This window comes from Streptomyces sp. NPDC002643 (assembly GCF_053592555.1).
Map to the genome: position 1 here is coordinate 177,690 of NZ_JBSFVY010000012.1, position 15,849 is coordinate 193,538.

Below are 15,849 nucleotides of genomic sequence, written 5' to 3' on the forward strand. Positions count from 1 at the left end.
TCAGTACACGTCCCGTACGTAGCGCTTCGTCCGGCGCAGGTCCGCGAGGTACTCGGCCGCGTCGTCGTCACCGCGTCCGCGCTGTTCGGCGATGACGGACAGCAGGGCCGTCTCGACGTCCTTCGCCATGCGGGAGGCGTCGCCGCAGACGTAGAGGTGGGCGCCCTCCTCCAGCCACGCGTACAGCTCGCGCGAACGCTCCCGCATCCGGGTCTGGACGTAGATCTTCTCGGCCTGGTCGCGGGAGAAGGCCAGGTCGAGTTCGGTGAGGACACCGCTCTTGCGCAGCTCGGCCAGCTCGTCCTCGTAGACGAAGTCCGTCGCGCGGTGCTGGTCGCCGAAGAACAGCCAGTTGCGGCCGGTGGCGCCTCGCGCGGCCCGCTCGTGGAGGAAGCCGCGGAAGGGGGCGATGCCCGTGCCGGGGCCGATCATCACCATCGGGGCGTCGTCGTCCGCCGGGACACCGAAGGCCGCGTTCGGCTGGACGTATACGCCCACCGGTGCGTTGTCGGCGACCCGGTCCGCGAGGTACGTCGATGCCACGCCCTCGTACGTCCGCAGGTCGGCGCTGCCGTAGCGGACGGACGCGACGGTGAGGTGGATGCGGTCCTGGTGGGCGAGGGGGCTGGAGGAGATGGAGTACTGGCGGGCCTGGAGCGGGCGGAGGAAGGGGAGGAGGTCGGTGAGGCCGGGCGCGGCCGTCCCGGCGTCCCGCAGGAGGTCCAGTACGTCGCGGCCCCACAGCCAGGAGTCCAGGTCGGAGCGGTCGCCGTGGGCGACGACCGACGCCAGTTCGCTCGTCGGGGCGCGCTCCACGAGGTCGGCGATCAGGTCCTTGGACGGGGTGCGGATCTCGCGTTCGGTGCGGAGCACTTCGGCGAGGGGGCGGCCGTCGATCTCCTCATCGCCGCTCGCGCCCAGATGCTCCAGCAGCGAGCCGACGAGCGCGTCGTCGTTCACCGGTACGACGGCCAGCGCGTCGCCCGCCTCGTAGGTGATGCCGCTGTCGCCGAGGGCGAACTCGTAGTGCCGGATCTCCTTCGCGCTGCCCGGGGAGGAGAGGAGCCGGTTCACGACGAGGGGGGAGGGGTAGGGGTTGCGCTTGTTCCAGGGGGAGCGGGTGCGGGAGGGCGTGCCCGTAGCGCTGGTTCCGGTGGCCGTGCTGCCCGCCGTCGCCGCCGTCGCGCCCGTCTCCGCGGCCAGCTGGTCCAGGACCGCCGTCGACCACTCCGCCGCCGGTTCCTCGAAGTCGACGTCGCAGTCCACGCGGTCGTGCAGCCGGGTCGCGCCCAGCTGTTCCAGGCGGGTGTCGATGAGCTTCGCGGCCTGGCAGAAGTCGTCGTAGCCGCGGTCGCCGAGGCCGAGGACCGCGTAGGCCAGGCCCTCCAGGCGGGGGGCGGTGTCCGACTGGAGCGCCTCCCAGAAGAGCCCGGCGTTGTCGGGCATCTCGCCCTCGCCGTACGTCGAGGTGACGACGAGGACGTGGGACATCGCGGCCAGCGCCTCGGGGGTGACGGCGTCCAGCGCGGTGGCCCGGCCGCCGAGGCCGTGGGCGCGGGCCCCGGCGACGAGTTCACCGGCCAGGAACTCGGAGTTGCCGGTCTGGGTGCCGAACAGGACGTCGATCGTCGCGGCGGGCGCGTCACCCGCCGCCGCGCTCCGCCGCCCCGCCGCCGCGATCCCGGCGATGAACCCGGCGAGCCAGGCCTCCTGCTGGGCGGAGAACGGCGCGTCCGCCGGGATGAGCGCCCCGGTCGGGGGAGCCGGGGGCGCATTCAGGGGCGCGGGGGTCGTGAGGGCGCCGGTCTGGGAGCCGGTGGAGGGCATGAGGGTCACCTGGTCACCGCCTCGGTGGGGGTCTGCGGGATGTGGCTGTGGCGGGCCGCGATGTCGGCGAGGTCGTCGAGCGCGGCCGTGGCGAGCAGTTCGTCGAAGCGGGCGGCGCGGGCGCGGCCGGCGTTCTTGATGGTCTGGTGGAGTATCCAGCCGTAGGTGCCGGGGGCGTCCACGCTGAGGTTGTTGCGCTGGCGGAGCGCGCTCTTGTAGTCGTCGAGGCGCTTGATCGCGATGAGCGTCGCCAGTTCCTCGTCGTCGAAGCGGTCCAGCGTGCCGCGCAGATACTTCACGACGCGCTGCTTGACGGAGAAGTCCTCGGTGAGGATCAGATGGCGTACGGCCTCGGCGACCCGGGGGTCATGCGGGCCGGTCGCCCCCGGCACCCGCTGGAGCGCGAGGTCCTGGGCGGCGCCGAGGACCGTGTACGACGACAGCAGCGAGAACATGTCGTCACTGCCCTGGTCGCCGAAGGCGGGGGCCCGGCCGCCGAGCACGGTACGGCGGTCGCGGTAGTCGACCTTGAACGCGCGCAGCTTGTCGGAGGCGAGGGAGGTCGCCAGCTCGTCCAGCAGCTCGGAGCGGGTGGCCGCGGCCAGGATCTCGGTGGAGTCCTGGTACAGCAGCAGCGCCCGGGGCATCCCGCAGTACACGTACTCCCGCTCGCTCTCCCAGTCCTCCAGCAGCCGGGCCGCGAGCGGTGATCCGGTGGCCTCGACGTGCCAGGTCAGCAGCAGTCGTACGGCCTCCTCGTGGAAGTCGCCGTGCGCGGTGTCGGTCACCGGGAAGACGAGGAGCGAGTCGGCGCTGACCCGGCCGGGCAGCTCGCCCGAGGGGTCGTACTGGTAGAGGAAACCGCCGCTCATGCCGTTGCCGAGGCCCTTGCCGAAGCCGCCCAGGTTCAGGACCGTACCGCCGGTCATGTACTCGCAGCCGAAGTCGCCGACGCCCTCGACGACCGCCGTGGCGCCGGAGTTCCGTACGGCGAACCGGTCACCGGCCTCGCCCTGCACGAACGTACGGCCGCCCGTCGCGCCGAACAGCGCGAAGTTGCCGATGAGGACGTTCCCGCCGCGCTCGGCGCTGCCGCCGCCGGGGGCGCGGACGACGATCCGGCCGCCGCTCTGGCTCTTGCCGACGCCGTCGTTGGCGGTGCCGGTGTGTTCGAGGGCGATGCCGTCGTTGCAGAAGACGCCGTACGACTGTCCGGCCGAGCCGGTGGTGCGGATACGGACGGCGCCGTCGGCGAGACGGCGACGGCCGCGGTCGTCCACCACGACGGCGGGGACGGCGGAAACGTCCAGGGAGTCGATCTCGTGGTTGAGGAGGCGTTCCACGTCGATGCCGAGCTGGCCGCCGACCGACTTGTCGCTGTTGCCGAGGTGGATGCCCTCGACGAGGAGGGTCGGCTCGCGGCGGTCGATCAGTGCCGCGCGGACCCGCTCGATCAGGGCGTCGTCGGTGGTGAAGTCCTTCTCCAGGTACTGCGGGTTCTCGACGATCTTCTCGGGCACGTGCGCGAGGAGGCGGCGGACGTCGAGGCGGCCGACGCCCGCCGGGTGGTCGAGGAGCTGCAGCAGATCCGTACGGCCCCGGGCCTCGCGCAGCGAGCGCAGGCCGAGGCGGGCGAGGATCTGCCGTACGTCGTGGGCGATGTTGAGGAGGTACTGGGCGAGGGCGCGCGGGTCGCCCTCGAAGACCTCGGGGTTGGTGGTGAGCCCGGCGGGGCACTTCACGTTGCAGTTCTTCGCCATGACGCAGCCGAGCATCATCAGGGCCGTCGTACCGAACTCGAAGCTGTCCGCGCCGAGCAGCGCCGAGGTGACGACGTCGCCGCCGGTCTGGTGGGCGCCGGAGCAGCGCAGCACGACCTTCTGGCGGAGCCCGTTGGCGACGAGGGCCTGGTGCACCTCGGCGACACCGATCTCCGCCGAGCGGCCCGCGTACTTGAGGCTGGTGACGGCGGCGGCGCCCGTGCCGCCGGTGTTCCCGGCGACGTTGATGACGTCCGCGCCCGCCTTGGCGACCCCGACCGCGATGGTGCCGATGCCCTCCGAGGACACCAGCTTGACGATCACCCGGACGCGGGCGGCCTTGCAGTCGTGGATGAGCTGGGCGAGGTCCTCGATGGAGTACGTGTCGTGGTGCGGGGGAGGGGAGATCAGCTCGATGCCGGGGGTGCCGCCACGCGCGGCGGCGATGTCGACGGTCACCTTGGGCGCGGGCAGCTGACCGCCCTCGCCGGGCTTGGCGCCCTGCCCGATCTTGATCTCCAGTTCCTGGAGCATCGGGTCGGCGAGATAGCCCGCCCAGATCCCGAACCGGCCCGACGCGAACTGCTTGATCCGGGAGCCGCGAATCGTGCCGTACCGGGTGTGGTGCTCGCCGCCCTCACCGCTGTTCGACATCCCGCCGACCATGTTGGTGCCGTGCGCCACGGCCTCGTGCGCGGTGGCGACGAGCGCGCCGTGGCTCATCGCGCCGGAGGCGAGGGTCGGGGTGATCTCGTGCGCGGGCTGCACCTCGTCCAGCGGGACGCTGTCGGGGGCGCGGGAGAGGAGGGCGAGGAGACGGGCTGCCGTGCCGGTGGCGGTCACGGTCACTCCGTCGGGGCCCGCTTCGGTCGTCTCGACCTCGCCGGGGTGCGCGAGGGCGAGGCCGTCGCCGAGGGCGGTGTGGCGGTCGGCGGCGTCGGGGCCGTCGTAGGGGCGGGGGCCGCCGGTGCTGTCGTGGCCGGGCGAGGTGAGGCGGAGGCGGACCGTGCCCTCCTCCAGGGCGGTTACGACGACGCCCCGGGCCGTGACGCTGGTGTTGCCGTCCGTCGAGAATCGCCCCAGCTCACGGGCGAAGTCCTCCGCCGTGCGCAGCCCGGTGACATCGGCGGGCAGCGCCAGCACGTCCCGCAGCGCGGAGGGGCGGCGCGACCGCTCCTCGTGGGTGGTCCGCAGGAAGGCGCGGTACCCGGGAGTGATCCGGAACGCGTCGATCTCGGCGTCGCTGAGGGCGTCGTAGCCGGTGTTGCGGTAGGCGGCGTCGGTGATGCCGAAGGCGTCGTCGAGCTGGCCGAGGGTGAGCAGGCGCAGCGCGTCGGAGTCGCCCTCCTTGCCGAACTCCGCCTTCTCCTCCGTCATCCCGCCGAAGCCGCGTACGGCCGTGACACCGAACGAGTGCCCGGCCCCGTCCGACCGCTCCTTGAACAGCCCCAGCAGCGGAATCTGCTGCTCGGTCTCGACCGTGCGGGCCCGCGCGTGCCAGTCCGTCGCGGCCTGCGCGATCCGGGCGAAGCCGACGCCGCCGACCGGGGCGTCCATGTGCGGGAAGGCCCGCGCGAAGATGTCGTCGCGGGTGTCGAGGTAGTTCGGTTCGAAGAACTCGCCGCCGATGTAGCTCTCGGCGGTGCACAGCCCGACGCGGCCCATGGTCTTGGCGAGGGCCTTCTCGGCGGCCTTGCGGAACTTGGCCAGCGCCCGGTCGGTCTCGGTGATCTCCCCGGCGGGGGCGGGCGCGCTCGGGTACTTCTCCTCGGCGCGCAGCCGGGCACTGAGGCTGTAGACGGCGGAGGCGCCGAAGCCGAGGGCGGTCGCGACGTGGTGGGAGTGGGCGAGCTGCCCGCTCTCCACCACCAGCGAGACCCGCAGCCGCAGCCCGGTCTCGATGAGCCGCTGGTTGACGGCGGCGACGGCGAGGATCACGGGCAGCGGGGCGCGGGTGGAGGAGACCGCCCGGTCCGTGAGGAGTGCGATACCGCCGCGTTCGGCGGCGAACCGCTCGACGTCGTCGCAGAGCGTCGTGACGGCGGCCCGCAGCGCGTCGGCGTTGGCGGCGCTGTCCCCGGCGACCGGCTCGTAGAGCATGGCGAACCGTTCCAGCGGCACGATCCGCTGGTCCCGCAGCCGCACCATGTCGAGGTGGCCGAGCACGGGCGAGGACACGACGAGCTGGCGGCCGTTGGTGTCGTGGGTGCCGTCGGGCTTGGGGCCGAGGGCGACCCGCATGCTCATGCCGTCGGCCTCGCGGATGCTGTCCAGCGGAGGGTTGGTGACCTGCGCGAACCGCTGCGAGAAGTACTTCGCCATGCCGCCCTCGGTGTCGCTGAGCGCGTTGATGGCGTTGCCGTAGCCCATCGCGGAGATCCGCTCGGACCCGCTGGCGAGCATCGGGTCCAGCATGAACCGGAAGCTCTCCTGGTTCAGCGAGTACGCCACATAGCGCCCGGCGAGGGAGAGGTCGCCGTCGTAGCCGAGGGTCGTGGTGCCGCGGTAGTAGTCGGGGGCGGGGAGATCGTCGAGGTTGATCCGCGCGGCGGCGAGCAGCTCGCTGTACGGCCGGCGCGCGGCGAGGGCGTCGAGCACGTCCCGCGTCCGCATCGTACGACCGCTGCGGTGATCGACGACGAGCATGCCGCCGGCCTCGATACGGCCCCGGTGCACGACCTCGTCGTCCGGGAAGGCGACCTGTCCGGCCTCCGAGGCCACGATCAGATACTCGGCGGTCTCGACGGTACGCAGCGGACGCAGCCCGAGCCGGTCGAGGCGGGCGCCGACGACGTCACCGTCGCTGAAGATGACGGCGGCGGGCCCGTCGTTCTTCTCCTCGTAGAGGGAGAAGTACTCCAGCATGTCGCGGACGGGGTCGGGGAGGGTGCGGTCGTTCTCCCAGGCGGGCGGCATCAGGGTGACGACGGCCTCGACGATGTCCAGGCCGTCGTCGAAGACCCGGCTCTGGAGGGTCTGGTCGAGCCGGCTGGAGTCGGACTGCCCCGGCGGCCGCACGATGCTGCGCGTGCGCGCCCGCGCGAGGGCTTCGTCGCTGAGCCGGTTCTTCCTGTCCGTGTTCAGCTCACCGTTGTGGGCCATGAGCCGGAAGGGCTGGGCCATGGTGGGGTGCGGCTCGGTGTTGGTGGAGAACCGGGTGTGGAAGTAGAGCGAGCGGACCGAGTGCCGGGGGTCGGTGAGGTCGCGGAAGAATCCGATGACCTCGCCGGAGTTCAGCCGCCCCTTGAGCACCTGGGTGCGCGCGCTCAGGGAGAGCGGGTACAGCCCGGCGTATGTGTCGGTGTCGGCGTAGGCGACGGCCTCGACGGCGAGCAGGGCGCGGTTGGCGGCGGAGTCGACCTCGGCGCGCTCCCAGCCCTCCGGGGCGCGGAACACCCACTGCACGATGGGGAGTTGGTACTGCTCGGCGGCGGGGCGGGCGACGGAGTGGTCGACGGGGACGTCACGGACGAGCAGGGTCTCGAAGCCCTGGTCGGCGAGGGAGCGCCCGACGAGGGCGATGGCGTCCTCGCGGCGCCCGGCGTCGGTGGGCACGAAACAGTTGGCGACGCCGAAGTGCCCGGCCCGAAGGCTCTCCCCGGTGATCGCGCCGAAGAACTCCACCGACAGGTCGACGCTGACACCGGCGCCGTCACCGACGCCCTCGGCGGACGCGCCGCCCCGGTGCGGGATGGCGCAGAGCGCTTCATGGCCCTTGCGGATGACGTCGTGGCTCGGCGTTCCGTCGAGACGGGTGATGAAACCGACACCGCAGTCGCTGTGGTCGAGGGCAGGGTCGTACAGCCCGAGGGGGGAGCGGTTCAAGTGCGCGTCCTATGAGCAGGGTGTTCCGGCTTGGGGGTACCTCCCAGGCCCTCAAGGCGCTGGCACGGCCTTGAGGCACTGGGGGAGGACGGCCAGGCTGCGTCGGTGGAGCGCTCGCCGCGCGGGTGGACCGGTCCCACGGTCCAGACCCTGAGTGGTGCGATTGAGCATGGTAAGGCTTACCTAATTTTCACCGCAACCACTGTTCATCATATCGCCTGACCATAGGTGATCGCCCGACCTTAGGGGCGGCTCAGGCGGTATCGGATCTTCCGGAAAAACGTACAGAATTGCCGGAAAGCCCGAGCATCCAAGCGCGCTCGACGTTCGTCTTACAGGCAAGTCCATTGCCCACAAGGGCAGTTCGCCTTGCCTGGAGGATCGAATGCAACGACGCCTCGTTCCCTCGGCCACCGTCGCCGCCCTGTGCGGCACCGCGCTGGTCGGCACCACATTGATCGGTACCGCCACCACCGCCGCCGCCGCGCCCAAGGCCGTCGACTGCCGCAAGGTGAAGTGCGTCGCCCTCACCTTCGACGACGGGCCGGTCGCCGACACCCAGCGGCTGCTGCGCATCCTGAAGGAGCAGAACGTCAGAGTGACGTTCTACGCCGTCGGCACGAACGTCCAGCGCTACCCGTCGACGGTGAAGAACGCGGCGGCCGCCGGCCACCAGATAGGCAACCACAGCTGGGACCACGCCGATCTGACCAAGCTGAGCAGCGCGAAGATCAAGTCGCAGTTCTCGCGGACGGACGAGGCGATCAAGAAGGCGACCGGCAAGAAGCCGACCACCGTCCGCGCCCCCTACGGCGCCCACAACGCGGCGGTCCGCAGCGCGGCGGGGCGGCCGCTGGTGCACTGGAGCGTCGACACCCTCGACTGGAAGTACCGCGACACGGCCCGCCTCATCAGGACCGTCAACACCCAGACCAGGCCGGGTGACGTCGTCCTCATGCACGACATCCACAAGACGACGGTCAACGCCGTCCCCGGCATCATCAAGGCCCTCAAGGCGAAGGGCTACCACTTCGTCACCGTCGACCAGCTCTTCGCCCCGACGAAGCTGGCCGCGGGGAAGGTCTACTACCACAACCGGGCGGCGTATCGGCCGTGAGCGGCCGTCGCCCGGCGTTGTTGACGACGGTGCCGTCGGCCGTACGCCGGCGGGCACCGTCCACAGCGGTGACGGGCTTCCCTCATGATGCCGATGCCGATGCCGATGCCGATGCCGATGCCGATGCCGATGCCGTATCCGTAGCCGACGCCGTCATCGTCGTCGGCTACGGTGAAGGCATGTGCTGCTGCGCTGCCATGACCACGCGTACCGCCACTCAGCGGCGGTACCCGAGGCTGCCGTAACCGCGGCCTCATCGCTGCCCCCTGCCGGGGGCAATGCCGAGACGTACCGCCGGATCAGTGTCCTGCCGGCAGTCACCCGCTCATCGCTGTGCTGCCGGGCCGTCCTGCCTGATCAGGGGAGCCATGTCCCAGCCGCAGCGTTTCGATTCACCGTACGAGCACCCATTCCCAGCCGGGCACGCGGCCGGGCCCGACGTCCCGCAGGACCCGCGCGCCGCCACCCTGTTCCTGATGGTCGGGCTCCCCGGAGCCGGGAAAACCACCCGGGCCGAAGAGCTCGCCGCAACGCACCGGGCGCTGCGGCTGACCCCCGATCACTGGATGATCCCGCTGTTCGGCGATTCGATGGCCGACGGCAAGCGGTGGGTGCTCGAAGGGCGGCTCATCTCGCTCGCCCTGCAGGCGCTACGGCTGGGAACCAGCGTCGTCCTCGACTACGGCCTCTGGGCCCGCGACGAACGGTCGGCACTGCGCTGGCTGGCACGCTCGGCCGGAGCCGCATGCCAGGTGGTCTACGTGCCCGTGGACAAGGACGTCCAACTCACCCGCATCGCGCACCGCCAGGCGACGACACCGCATCAGACGTTTCCGATGAGCGAGGCCGACGTGGACCGGTGGCGGGAGCAGTTCCAGACGCCCGACGCCGCCGAACTGGACGACGACGAGCTTCCCACCCCACCGACGGGCTGGCCGGGCTGGCGGGAGTGGGCGATGGACCACTGGCCCTCGTGTACCGACTAGCTTGTTGATCATCCGCTCGACGGCGTTCCGTTCCTTGGAGAGCCCGGCGTCGTGACTGACAGGTCTGCTCCCTTGCTGCCCTTCTCCTCCTCGGTGGCCTTGTCGGGTGTCGACTCCTCCAAACCGTGCAGGAGTTCGCGCATGGCGGCCAGGGCCGAGCGGGCGTCGGTGGCGACCTCCTCCAGTCGTCCCTGCCGGGCCCGTTCGACGAGTGCCCTCGTGCGGTGCAGTACGGCGTCCTGCAACCTGGCCGCCAGGCGGTGGCGTTCGGCGTCGGCGGCCTGTTCCGCGTGCCACAGGGCTCCGGCCAGCGCGTAGTCGTCGCGGGCCAGGATGTTCAGCCGTCGGCGTCGTACGGCGAGCCCGGCGCACCACAGGCCGACGAACACGATGGCCAGCGCCATGGCCAGGGGCACGAACATCACCACGGCGAAGAACCAGGCCGAGCGCTCGCCCAGCAGCTCGCCGTCCGCGCCCGCCGTGGCGACGAGCGCCCCGGACAGCGAGACCGTGGCCGCGCAGCACGCGGGCCAGGTGCGGGCGGCGCCCCGGCCGTAGACCGCCATCGCGTACACCGCCAGCGGTTCCGCGACCGCCCCACCGGCGAAGAACTCGGACATCCGCCCCGGCACCGCTCCCGCGACGACCGCCACCGGCCACAGCCACGATGTGGCCAGCACACCGATGAGCGCCGCCCACGGGGCCCGTCGCCGCCACAGCAGCGGCAGGGCGTGGACGGTCAGCAGGGCGGCCACGACGAGCAGGCCGGGGACCGCGCCGCGCAGGCGCGCGCCCGTCCACTCCTCGACCGTGATCAGGGCGAACACCAGGGGCAGGGCCGTCGCGGCGAAGGCCAGCGCCGGGTCGGCGAGCCGCTGCTCCCGCAGGGCGCCGCGCCGGTCCGCACCCTCGGGCGGCGCCCACGGCCCGGTGACATCGGGCAGCGTGGCCCGTACCCGCCAGCCGCCGTCGGGCGCGGGGCCGGCGGTCAGTTCCCCGCCCACGGCCGCCGCCCGCTCCCTCATCCCCCGGACGCCGCGTCCCGAGCCGAGGCCGCCCGCGCCGTTCGGTGCCGAGCCGCGCGGGGCGGCGTTCTCGACGCCTAGTTCCAGGAGGCCGTCCTCTCGCCGGACGCGCACGCGCGCGGCGGAGCCCGGGGCGTAGCGCAGGGCGTTCGTCAGGGCCTCGCGGACGATCCCGTGGACCGCCTCGGCCGCAGGACCGGCGAGGTCGTCGGGGAGTTCGGCCTCGATGGGGCGCCCCAACCGGCCGAATCCGGCGATGAGTTCCTCGATACGGGCGGTCATCGGCCGGGGGTCGGGACGGTCGGCGTCGCGCAGCAGCCCGACGAGCCGTCGCAGGGCCGTCAGGGTCTCGGTGCCGGTGCGTTCGGCGAACGTCAGCGCCTCGGCCGTCAACTCGGGCCGTTTGCCGCCGAGTCGGAGGGCGGCGTCGGCGGTGATGACGACGGACGTCAGATGGTGGGCGCTGACATCGTGCAGTTCGCGTTCCAGCCGCCGCCGTTCGGTGGCGCCCGCCCGCCGCCGGGTCTCCTCCGCCCCGGCCAGCCGACGCGCCGCGAGCGACCGCCCCTTGAGCCACTGCCGCCGGCCCTCGCCGAGCCCCGCGCAGACGACGTACACGAGCGCGCCGAGCGCCCACTCGGCGGCGAGTTCGGGACGCGGCCCGACCTGTACGAGGGAGAGGAGCCACTCGACACCCACGGTCGCGGCGACCGCGCGTACGGTCACGGATACGGGGCGTCGCACGGCCACCGAATACACCGCGACCACGGCCCCCGGCCCCAAGTACCCGTCGGGCCAGGCCAGTTGCCCCACCGCCAGAGCCCCGAGCGACCAGCCCAGCGCCCACACCGGCGACTGCCTCCGCCGCCCCAGCGCGACCGTCTCGGCGACCACGGCGGCCAGGACGACGACGAGTGCCGCCGCACCGGGCACCTCTATGTCGGCGGCCCGGGCGCCGCCCCACAGCCAGCCGACCTGCCCGACCGCAAGCAGAGCGGGAAGCAGCCAGTTACGTATTGTCTCCATCGCCGCACGAGCTTAGGGAGTACGGCCCCGAACGGCACGGCCCCGGCCCCGCCCCCGGTGCGACGGCCCCGATGCCCGGTGCGACGGCCTCTCCAACTTCCGGTAGAGACACCCTTCGTACCGGCGATCGATGTGAAGCCACCGACCGCCGACGAGGCTTGCCACCATGACCAATCCGCCCGCCGCCCCGGCGCCCGCCCCGCATCTCGCCGCTGCTGTGCCCGCACCCCTCCCCGGACCGCCCGCCACCCCGAACCCTCAGCCCGTCCCCGAGCCACCCACCCCCCTCCCCTACCACCGCATGGCCCTCTTCTCGGCCGGTCACCGGTGGTGGCGGCCGGTGGTGGGCACCCTGTTCGTGGGCGTGGTGTATCTCGTCGTGGCGACGGTGTTCTACGCCCTCACCTCCGCCCTCGGAACCGCGAAGGGTTACGACGAAGCCGCCGACGGGACCGTCGAGTTCGGTCCCGTCTCGGGTACCGCCGTCGATCTGGTGGGGCTCGCGCTCGCCATACCGGTCGTGCTGCTCGCGGTGCGCTGGATCGGCCGCCGCCCGGCCGGGACGGTCTCCTCCGTGACGGGCCAACTGCGCTGGCGCCGACTGGCCTTGTGCGTGCTGGTGGCCCTCCCGATCTTCGCCGCGTCCATCGGCGCGGTGCTCCTGCTGCCCGACCATGGCACCCCGCCGCCCCGGTGGGCGGGCTGGGAGGTCTTCGGCCCGGCCCTCGCCATGCTGGTCGTCCTGGTACCGCTGCAGGCCGCCGCCGAGGAGTACCTCTTCCGGGGCTGGCTCACCCAGGCGGCCGGCGCCTTCCTCCGCTCCCCCTGGTGGGCGCTGCTGCCGCAGGCGGTCCTGTTCGGCGCCGCCCACGGCTGGGGCACGCCGTGGGGCTTCGCCGACCTGGTCGTGTTCGGCTTGGTCGCGGGCTGGCTGACCGTACGCACCGGCGGCCTGGAGGCGGCCATCGGCCTGCACGCCGTGAGCAACCTCCTCGCCTTCGCCTCGGCCGCCGCAGCCGTCGACGGCCTCGCGACCGACGAAACCGCCGCGGACGCGACGTGGCAGGTGGTGGCCATCGACCTGACGGGCATCGCCCTCTACACGGCAGCGGTCCTGTGGCTGACCCGACCGCGAGGCAACCGGTAATCGGTGGCGCCCTCCGGCGAGCCGTAGAGAGCAACCGGTAATCGGTGGCGCCCTCCGGCGAGCCGTAGAGAAGCCGTAGAGAATACGTCCATGCGCATCCGAGCCGTACACCTGGACGAACTCCCCGTCCTCCAGGACATCGAGAGGGCCGCCGGACAGTGCTTCCGAGATATCGGCATGCTGGAGATCGCCGAGGACGAGCCGCTCCCACTCGACGAACTCGCCCGCTACCACCACTCGGGGCTGGCCTGGGCCGCGGTCGACGACGCCGACTGCCCGGTCGCCTATCTGATCGCCGACCGCGTCGACGGCAACCTCCACGTCGAGCAGGTCTCGGTGCACCCGGACAGCGCACGTCGCGGTGTCGGCCGGTCGCTGCTGGACCATCTGGCGACCGAGGCCACGAACGAGGGGGCACCCGCCCTGACCCTCACCACGTTCACCCAGGTCCCCTGGAACGCCCCCTACTACGCACGCTGCGGCTTTCAGCTCATGGACGACAGCGAACTCACTCCCGGCCTACGGAAGATCCGCGAACGCGAGGCGGCACACGGCCTGGACCGATGGCCACGGGCCTGCATGCGCCGCCCACTGTGACACCACGGTGCCGTCCGGCACCCGCAGTTCACTATCCGTCATGCGTCGGGGTCGCGGAGGCCGACCGCGTCATGCCGCCAGAACGGCTCCGCGTAGACCAGCGTCCCCGTCATCCAGGGCTCGTACGACGGGAACCTGACGACCTGGAAGGCGTCGTCCGGGATACGCAGGGAGGGCTTTCGAAAGCCCAGGCCGCCACCGGGCGCGAACCCGAAACGCGAGTAATAGCCCGGATCGCCCTCCAGGAAGACGAGGGGAACGGCCCGCTCGGCGAGAACGCCCAGTCCGTGTCGGACCAGGGCGGCGCCGATACCGCGCTTGTGGAGCTGGGGCAGCACGGCCAGGGGACTGAGGACGTGCACTTCCACCAGCCGCCGAGGGGCATCGAGCAGACCCCGGGTGAACATGACGTGGCCGACGACATGCCCGTCGTGCTCGGCGACCAGAGAAAGTCCGTCCCCGGCCGTGATGGTGTCCCTCAGACTGTCGACCAGGTCGGCCACGACAAGCCCGTGATCACCGAACGCCTGCGAGTGAACATCCCGCACGGCCGGCCCGTCCCCCGGAAGTTCTTCACGAAGCTCCATGCGAGGAGGGTAGAGACCCCGCCGGCCGGCTCGCACACCGTTTTGGAGCCGGGTGAGCACAGGGCCGGTAACCGCTCATGGGCGGAGCCGGTCAGCGGGTGCCACGGATCATCACGGTGAGCACAGGCGAGGCCAGTGACGGCCGGCTCTCGCCGATGTCCTCGTACCCCCACGACCGGTAGAGCGCGTGGACCTTTCCGTCCCCGGCGGCCGGGTTGACCATGAGCGTGACGTACGGCTCGTCGCGGTTGGCGAGGAGGGTGTCGTGGATGCGACGGGCGGTGCCGGTCTTTCGCCAGGCCGGTCGAACGCCGATCTCCTTCAGGGCCACGGCCGGATGCTCGGTGTACTTGTTCGGCGGCGTCGGGCTGGTGCGCTGCCAATAGCGGTCGCCGTGCTCGATGGTGTTGCCGTAGGCGTAGCCGACCGGATGGCCGTCTGCGTATGCGAGGACGGCCGTGAATCCTGGCTCGGTGCCGTGGCGGTCCAGGCGTTCGCCGAACGCGGTGACCGCGTAGTTGGGCAGGTGGAGGAGCGGGGCGCGTCGTCGGCGTATGCGTTGAGGGTTGAGGGGTGCCCCGGATGGAGTCGTGGGCGGTGCATGTGCGCGGTTGGTGGCGGGTGCCATGGTCATGTGGTGGTTCTCCGGGTGGCGACATGCTCGGTCCAGGTCCGCGCGGTGGCACTGTCTGGTGCTGTGGCGTGCAATGCGGCACTGAACCCTTGCAGCATGCGTGTCACCCGGGCGTGTTGGGCGGCGATGTCGGCGGGGACCTTCATAGCGGTGGCGAGGGCGGGTTCGAGATCGCCTTGTCCGAGTTGGGCGGCGGCGAGGCGGACGGTGTTGATGGCGTGGTCGCGCCGCATCTGAGGGCGGAGCATTGTCAGACTTCGATGGGCGTGAGCTTCGGCTTGGGCGAAGTTTCCGAGGCGGAGGTGCGCGGCGAGGGCGAGCGTCTCCAGCTCTGATCCGTCGCGGACTCCGGTCATCCACACCGGTCGCGGGAGATCTGGGTCGGAGCGTTGGAGTGCGTCCTGAGCGTGACCGAGGGCGTGCTGTACACCGGTGGCGTCGCCGATGAGGCCCAGCGTGGCGGCCTGACGAGCATGTCCCAGGCAGGCGAACAGGGGGTCTCGGCGTGTGAGATGGAGGTTGCGGGCCACGTCGTTTGCGGCGAGGGCGTCGGCGGGGAGGCCCAAGTGCCGGTACATGGTCCCGGCATGGCTCCAGATGCGGAACTTGATCGCCTGGTCACCGGACATCTCGGCGAGGGCTTGGGCCTCTCGCATGTGCGTCTTGGCGTTGTCGTAGCGGCGGCCGTCGATAGCGGCCCACATCGCCGAGGAGCGGAACGCCGCCGCAGACGCGTAGAGGCTGCTGCGTACGCGCTGGGTGGCGCTGCCCGCGTTCTGAAGGTTCAGCGCCTCGTCAGCGAGGGCGGCGGCCAGGTGCTCAAGTCCGAGTCGTCCGCCGTGTCGTTGGTCGCTGGCGATGATCTCGGCGAAACGTTGCTGGAGACGGTCGACGTCGCTCATGCCAATCCGGCGCGATGATGCGGTGCCGGGGGCGGCTGCGGCCACGACGGCAGCCGCCGCTATGCCGCCGACGAGGGTACGGCGCTTCATTTCGAGGTCCTCCTGCCGTGGTGGGGCCGGGGTGGACGAACTCCGGCCCCGCGGCACGAACCCTAAAGCGACGGCGGGCAGACCTGTCACATCCTCAAGTGCCTTGCGAGTAGCCGATTTGGGCCACTTGACCCGGCCCGCCTTCCAGTCCCGCACCGATGAGCCGTCGAGGCCACCGGGTCGGCCGGTCAGTCGTTCCACAGCACTGTTCACAGCGTCGGCAAGGCTGTTGGAGCTGTAGCCGTGTTCGGCCATCCAGGCCACAAGAACGGCGTTGCGTGTGCTGGTCATTCACGCACGGTAGCTCTTACGTCACCGAACTCGCC

11 protein-coding genes are annotated in these 15,849 nt (G+C 71.6%); 5 read left to right on the top strand and 6 right to left on the bottom strand.

Going from position 1 to position 15,849, the window contains the following annotated elements; all coding sequences use genetic code 11:
* Together ACWD4G_RS20140 and ACWD4G_RS20145 are read right to left on the bottom strand one after the other, a co-directional pair.
* The gene (locus ACWD4G_RS20140) at positions 1-1,827 is read right to left on the bottom strand and encodes a sulfite reductase subunit alpha (protein ID WP_451295178.1); all 1,827 of its coding nucleotides are present in this window, start codon (positions 1,825-1,827) and stop codon (positions 1-3) included.
* A gap of 5 nt (positions 1,828-1,832) precedes the next feature.
* Positions 1,833-7,412, bottom strand: a complete 5,580-nt coding sequence (locus ACWD4G_RS20145) for a glutamate synthase-related protein (RefSeq protein WP_451295180.1) — start codon at positions 7,410-7,412, stop codon at positions 1,833-1,835.
* A 385-nt stretch (positions 7,413-7,797) separates the two neighbouring features.
* Here ACWD4G_RS20145 and ACWD4G_RS20150 point away from each other — a divergent pair, with 385 nt between their 5' ends.
* The 3 genes from ACWD4G_RS20150 (at position 7,798) to ACWD4G_RS20160 (ending at position 9,515) form a co-directional block, all read left to right on the top strand.
* Positions 7,798-8,529: a polysaccharide deacetylase family protein gene (locus ACWD4G_RS20150; protein WP_451295182.1), complete on the top strand. Its 732-nt coding sequence runs from the start codon at positions 7,798-7,800 to the stop codon at positions 8,527-8,529.
* A gap of 68 nt (positions 8,530-8,597) precedes the next feature.
* Entirely contained in the window at positions 8,598-8,774 is a 177-nt protein-coding gene (locus ACWD4G_RS20155; RefSeq protein ID WP_451295184.1) for a hypothetical protein, read from the top strand.
* A 231-nt stretch (positions 8,775-9,005) separates the two neighbouring features.
* The gene (locus ACWD4G_RS20160; protein WP_451295376.1) at positions 9,006-9,515 is read left to right on the top strand and encodes an AAA family ATPase; all 510 of its coding nucleotides are present in this window, start codon (positions 9,006-9,008) and stop codon (positions 9,513-9,515) included.
* Positions 9,516-9,523: 8 nt separating this feature from the next.
* Here the strand turns inward: ACWD4G_RS20160 and ACWD4G_RS20165 are convergent, their stop codons facing one another.
* Positions 9,524-11,566 (bottom strand): histidine kinase, encoded by a 2,043-nt coding sequence (locus ACWD4G_RS20165; RefSeq protein ID WP_451295186.1) that lies wholly within the window; start codon positions 11,564-11,566, stop codon positions 9,524-9,526.
* Between the two features lie 166 nt (positions 11,567-11,732).
* On the opposite strand from ACWD4G_RS20165, the gene ACWD4G_RS20170 reads away from it, so the two are divergent.
* Together ACWD4G_RS20170 and ACWD4G_RS20175 are read left to right on the top strand one after the other, a co-directional pair.
* Positions 11,733-12,713, top strand: a complete 981-nt coding sequence (locus tag ACWD4G_RS20170; protein ID WP_451295188.1) for a CPBP family intramembrane glutamic endopeptidase — start codon at positions 11,733-11,735, stop codon at positions 12,711-12,713.
* A gap of 90 nt (positions 12,714-12,803) precedes the next feature.
* On the top strand, positions 12,804-13,310 hold the full coding sequence (locus tag ACWD4G_RS20175) for a GNAT family N-acetyltransferase (protein ID WP_451295190.1): 507 nt from the start codon (positions 12,804-12,806) through the stop codon (positions 13,308-13,310).
* A gap of 38 nt (positions 13,311-13,348) precedes the next feature.
* Here ACWD4G_RS20175 and ACWD4G_RS20180 read toward each other — a convergent pair whose 3' ends face one another.
* From ACWD4G_RS20180 to ACWD4G_RS20190, 3 genes are all read right to left on the bottom strand, one after another.
* A complete protein-coding gene (locus ACWD4G_RS20180) occupies positions 13,349-13,897 on the bottom strand; it encodes a GNAT family N-acetyltransferase (protein ID WP_451295192.1) in 549 nt (182 codons plus the stop codon).
* Between the two features lie 91 nt (positions 13,898-13,988).
* Positions 13,989-14,531, bottom strand: a complete 543-nt coding sequence (locus ACWD4G_RS20185) for an N-acetyltransferase family protein (protein WP_451295194.1) — start codon at positions 14,529-14,531, stop codon at positions 13,989-13,991.
* Positions 14,528-15,814 (bottom strand): XRE family transcriptional regulator, encoded by a 1,287-nt coding sequence (locus ACWD4G_RS20190; protein WP_451295196.1) that lies wholly within the window; start codon positions 15,812-15,814, stop codon positions 14,528-14,530. The genes ACWD4G_RS20185 and ACWD4G_RS20190 overlap by 4 nt, the downstream gene beginning before the upstream one ends.
* Positions 15,815-15,849 lie beyond the last annotated feature (35 nt).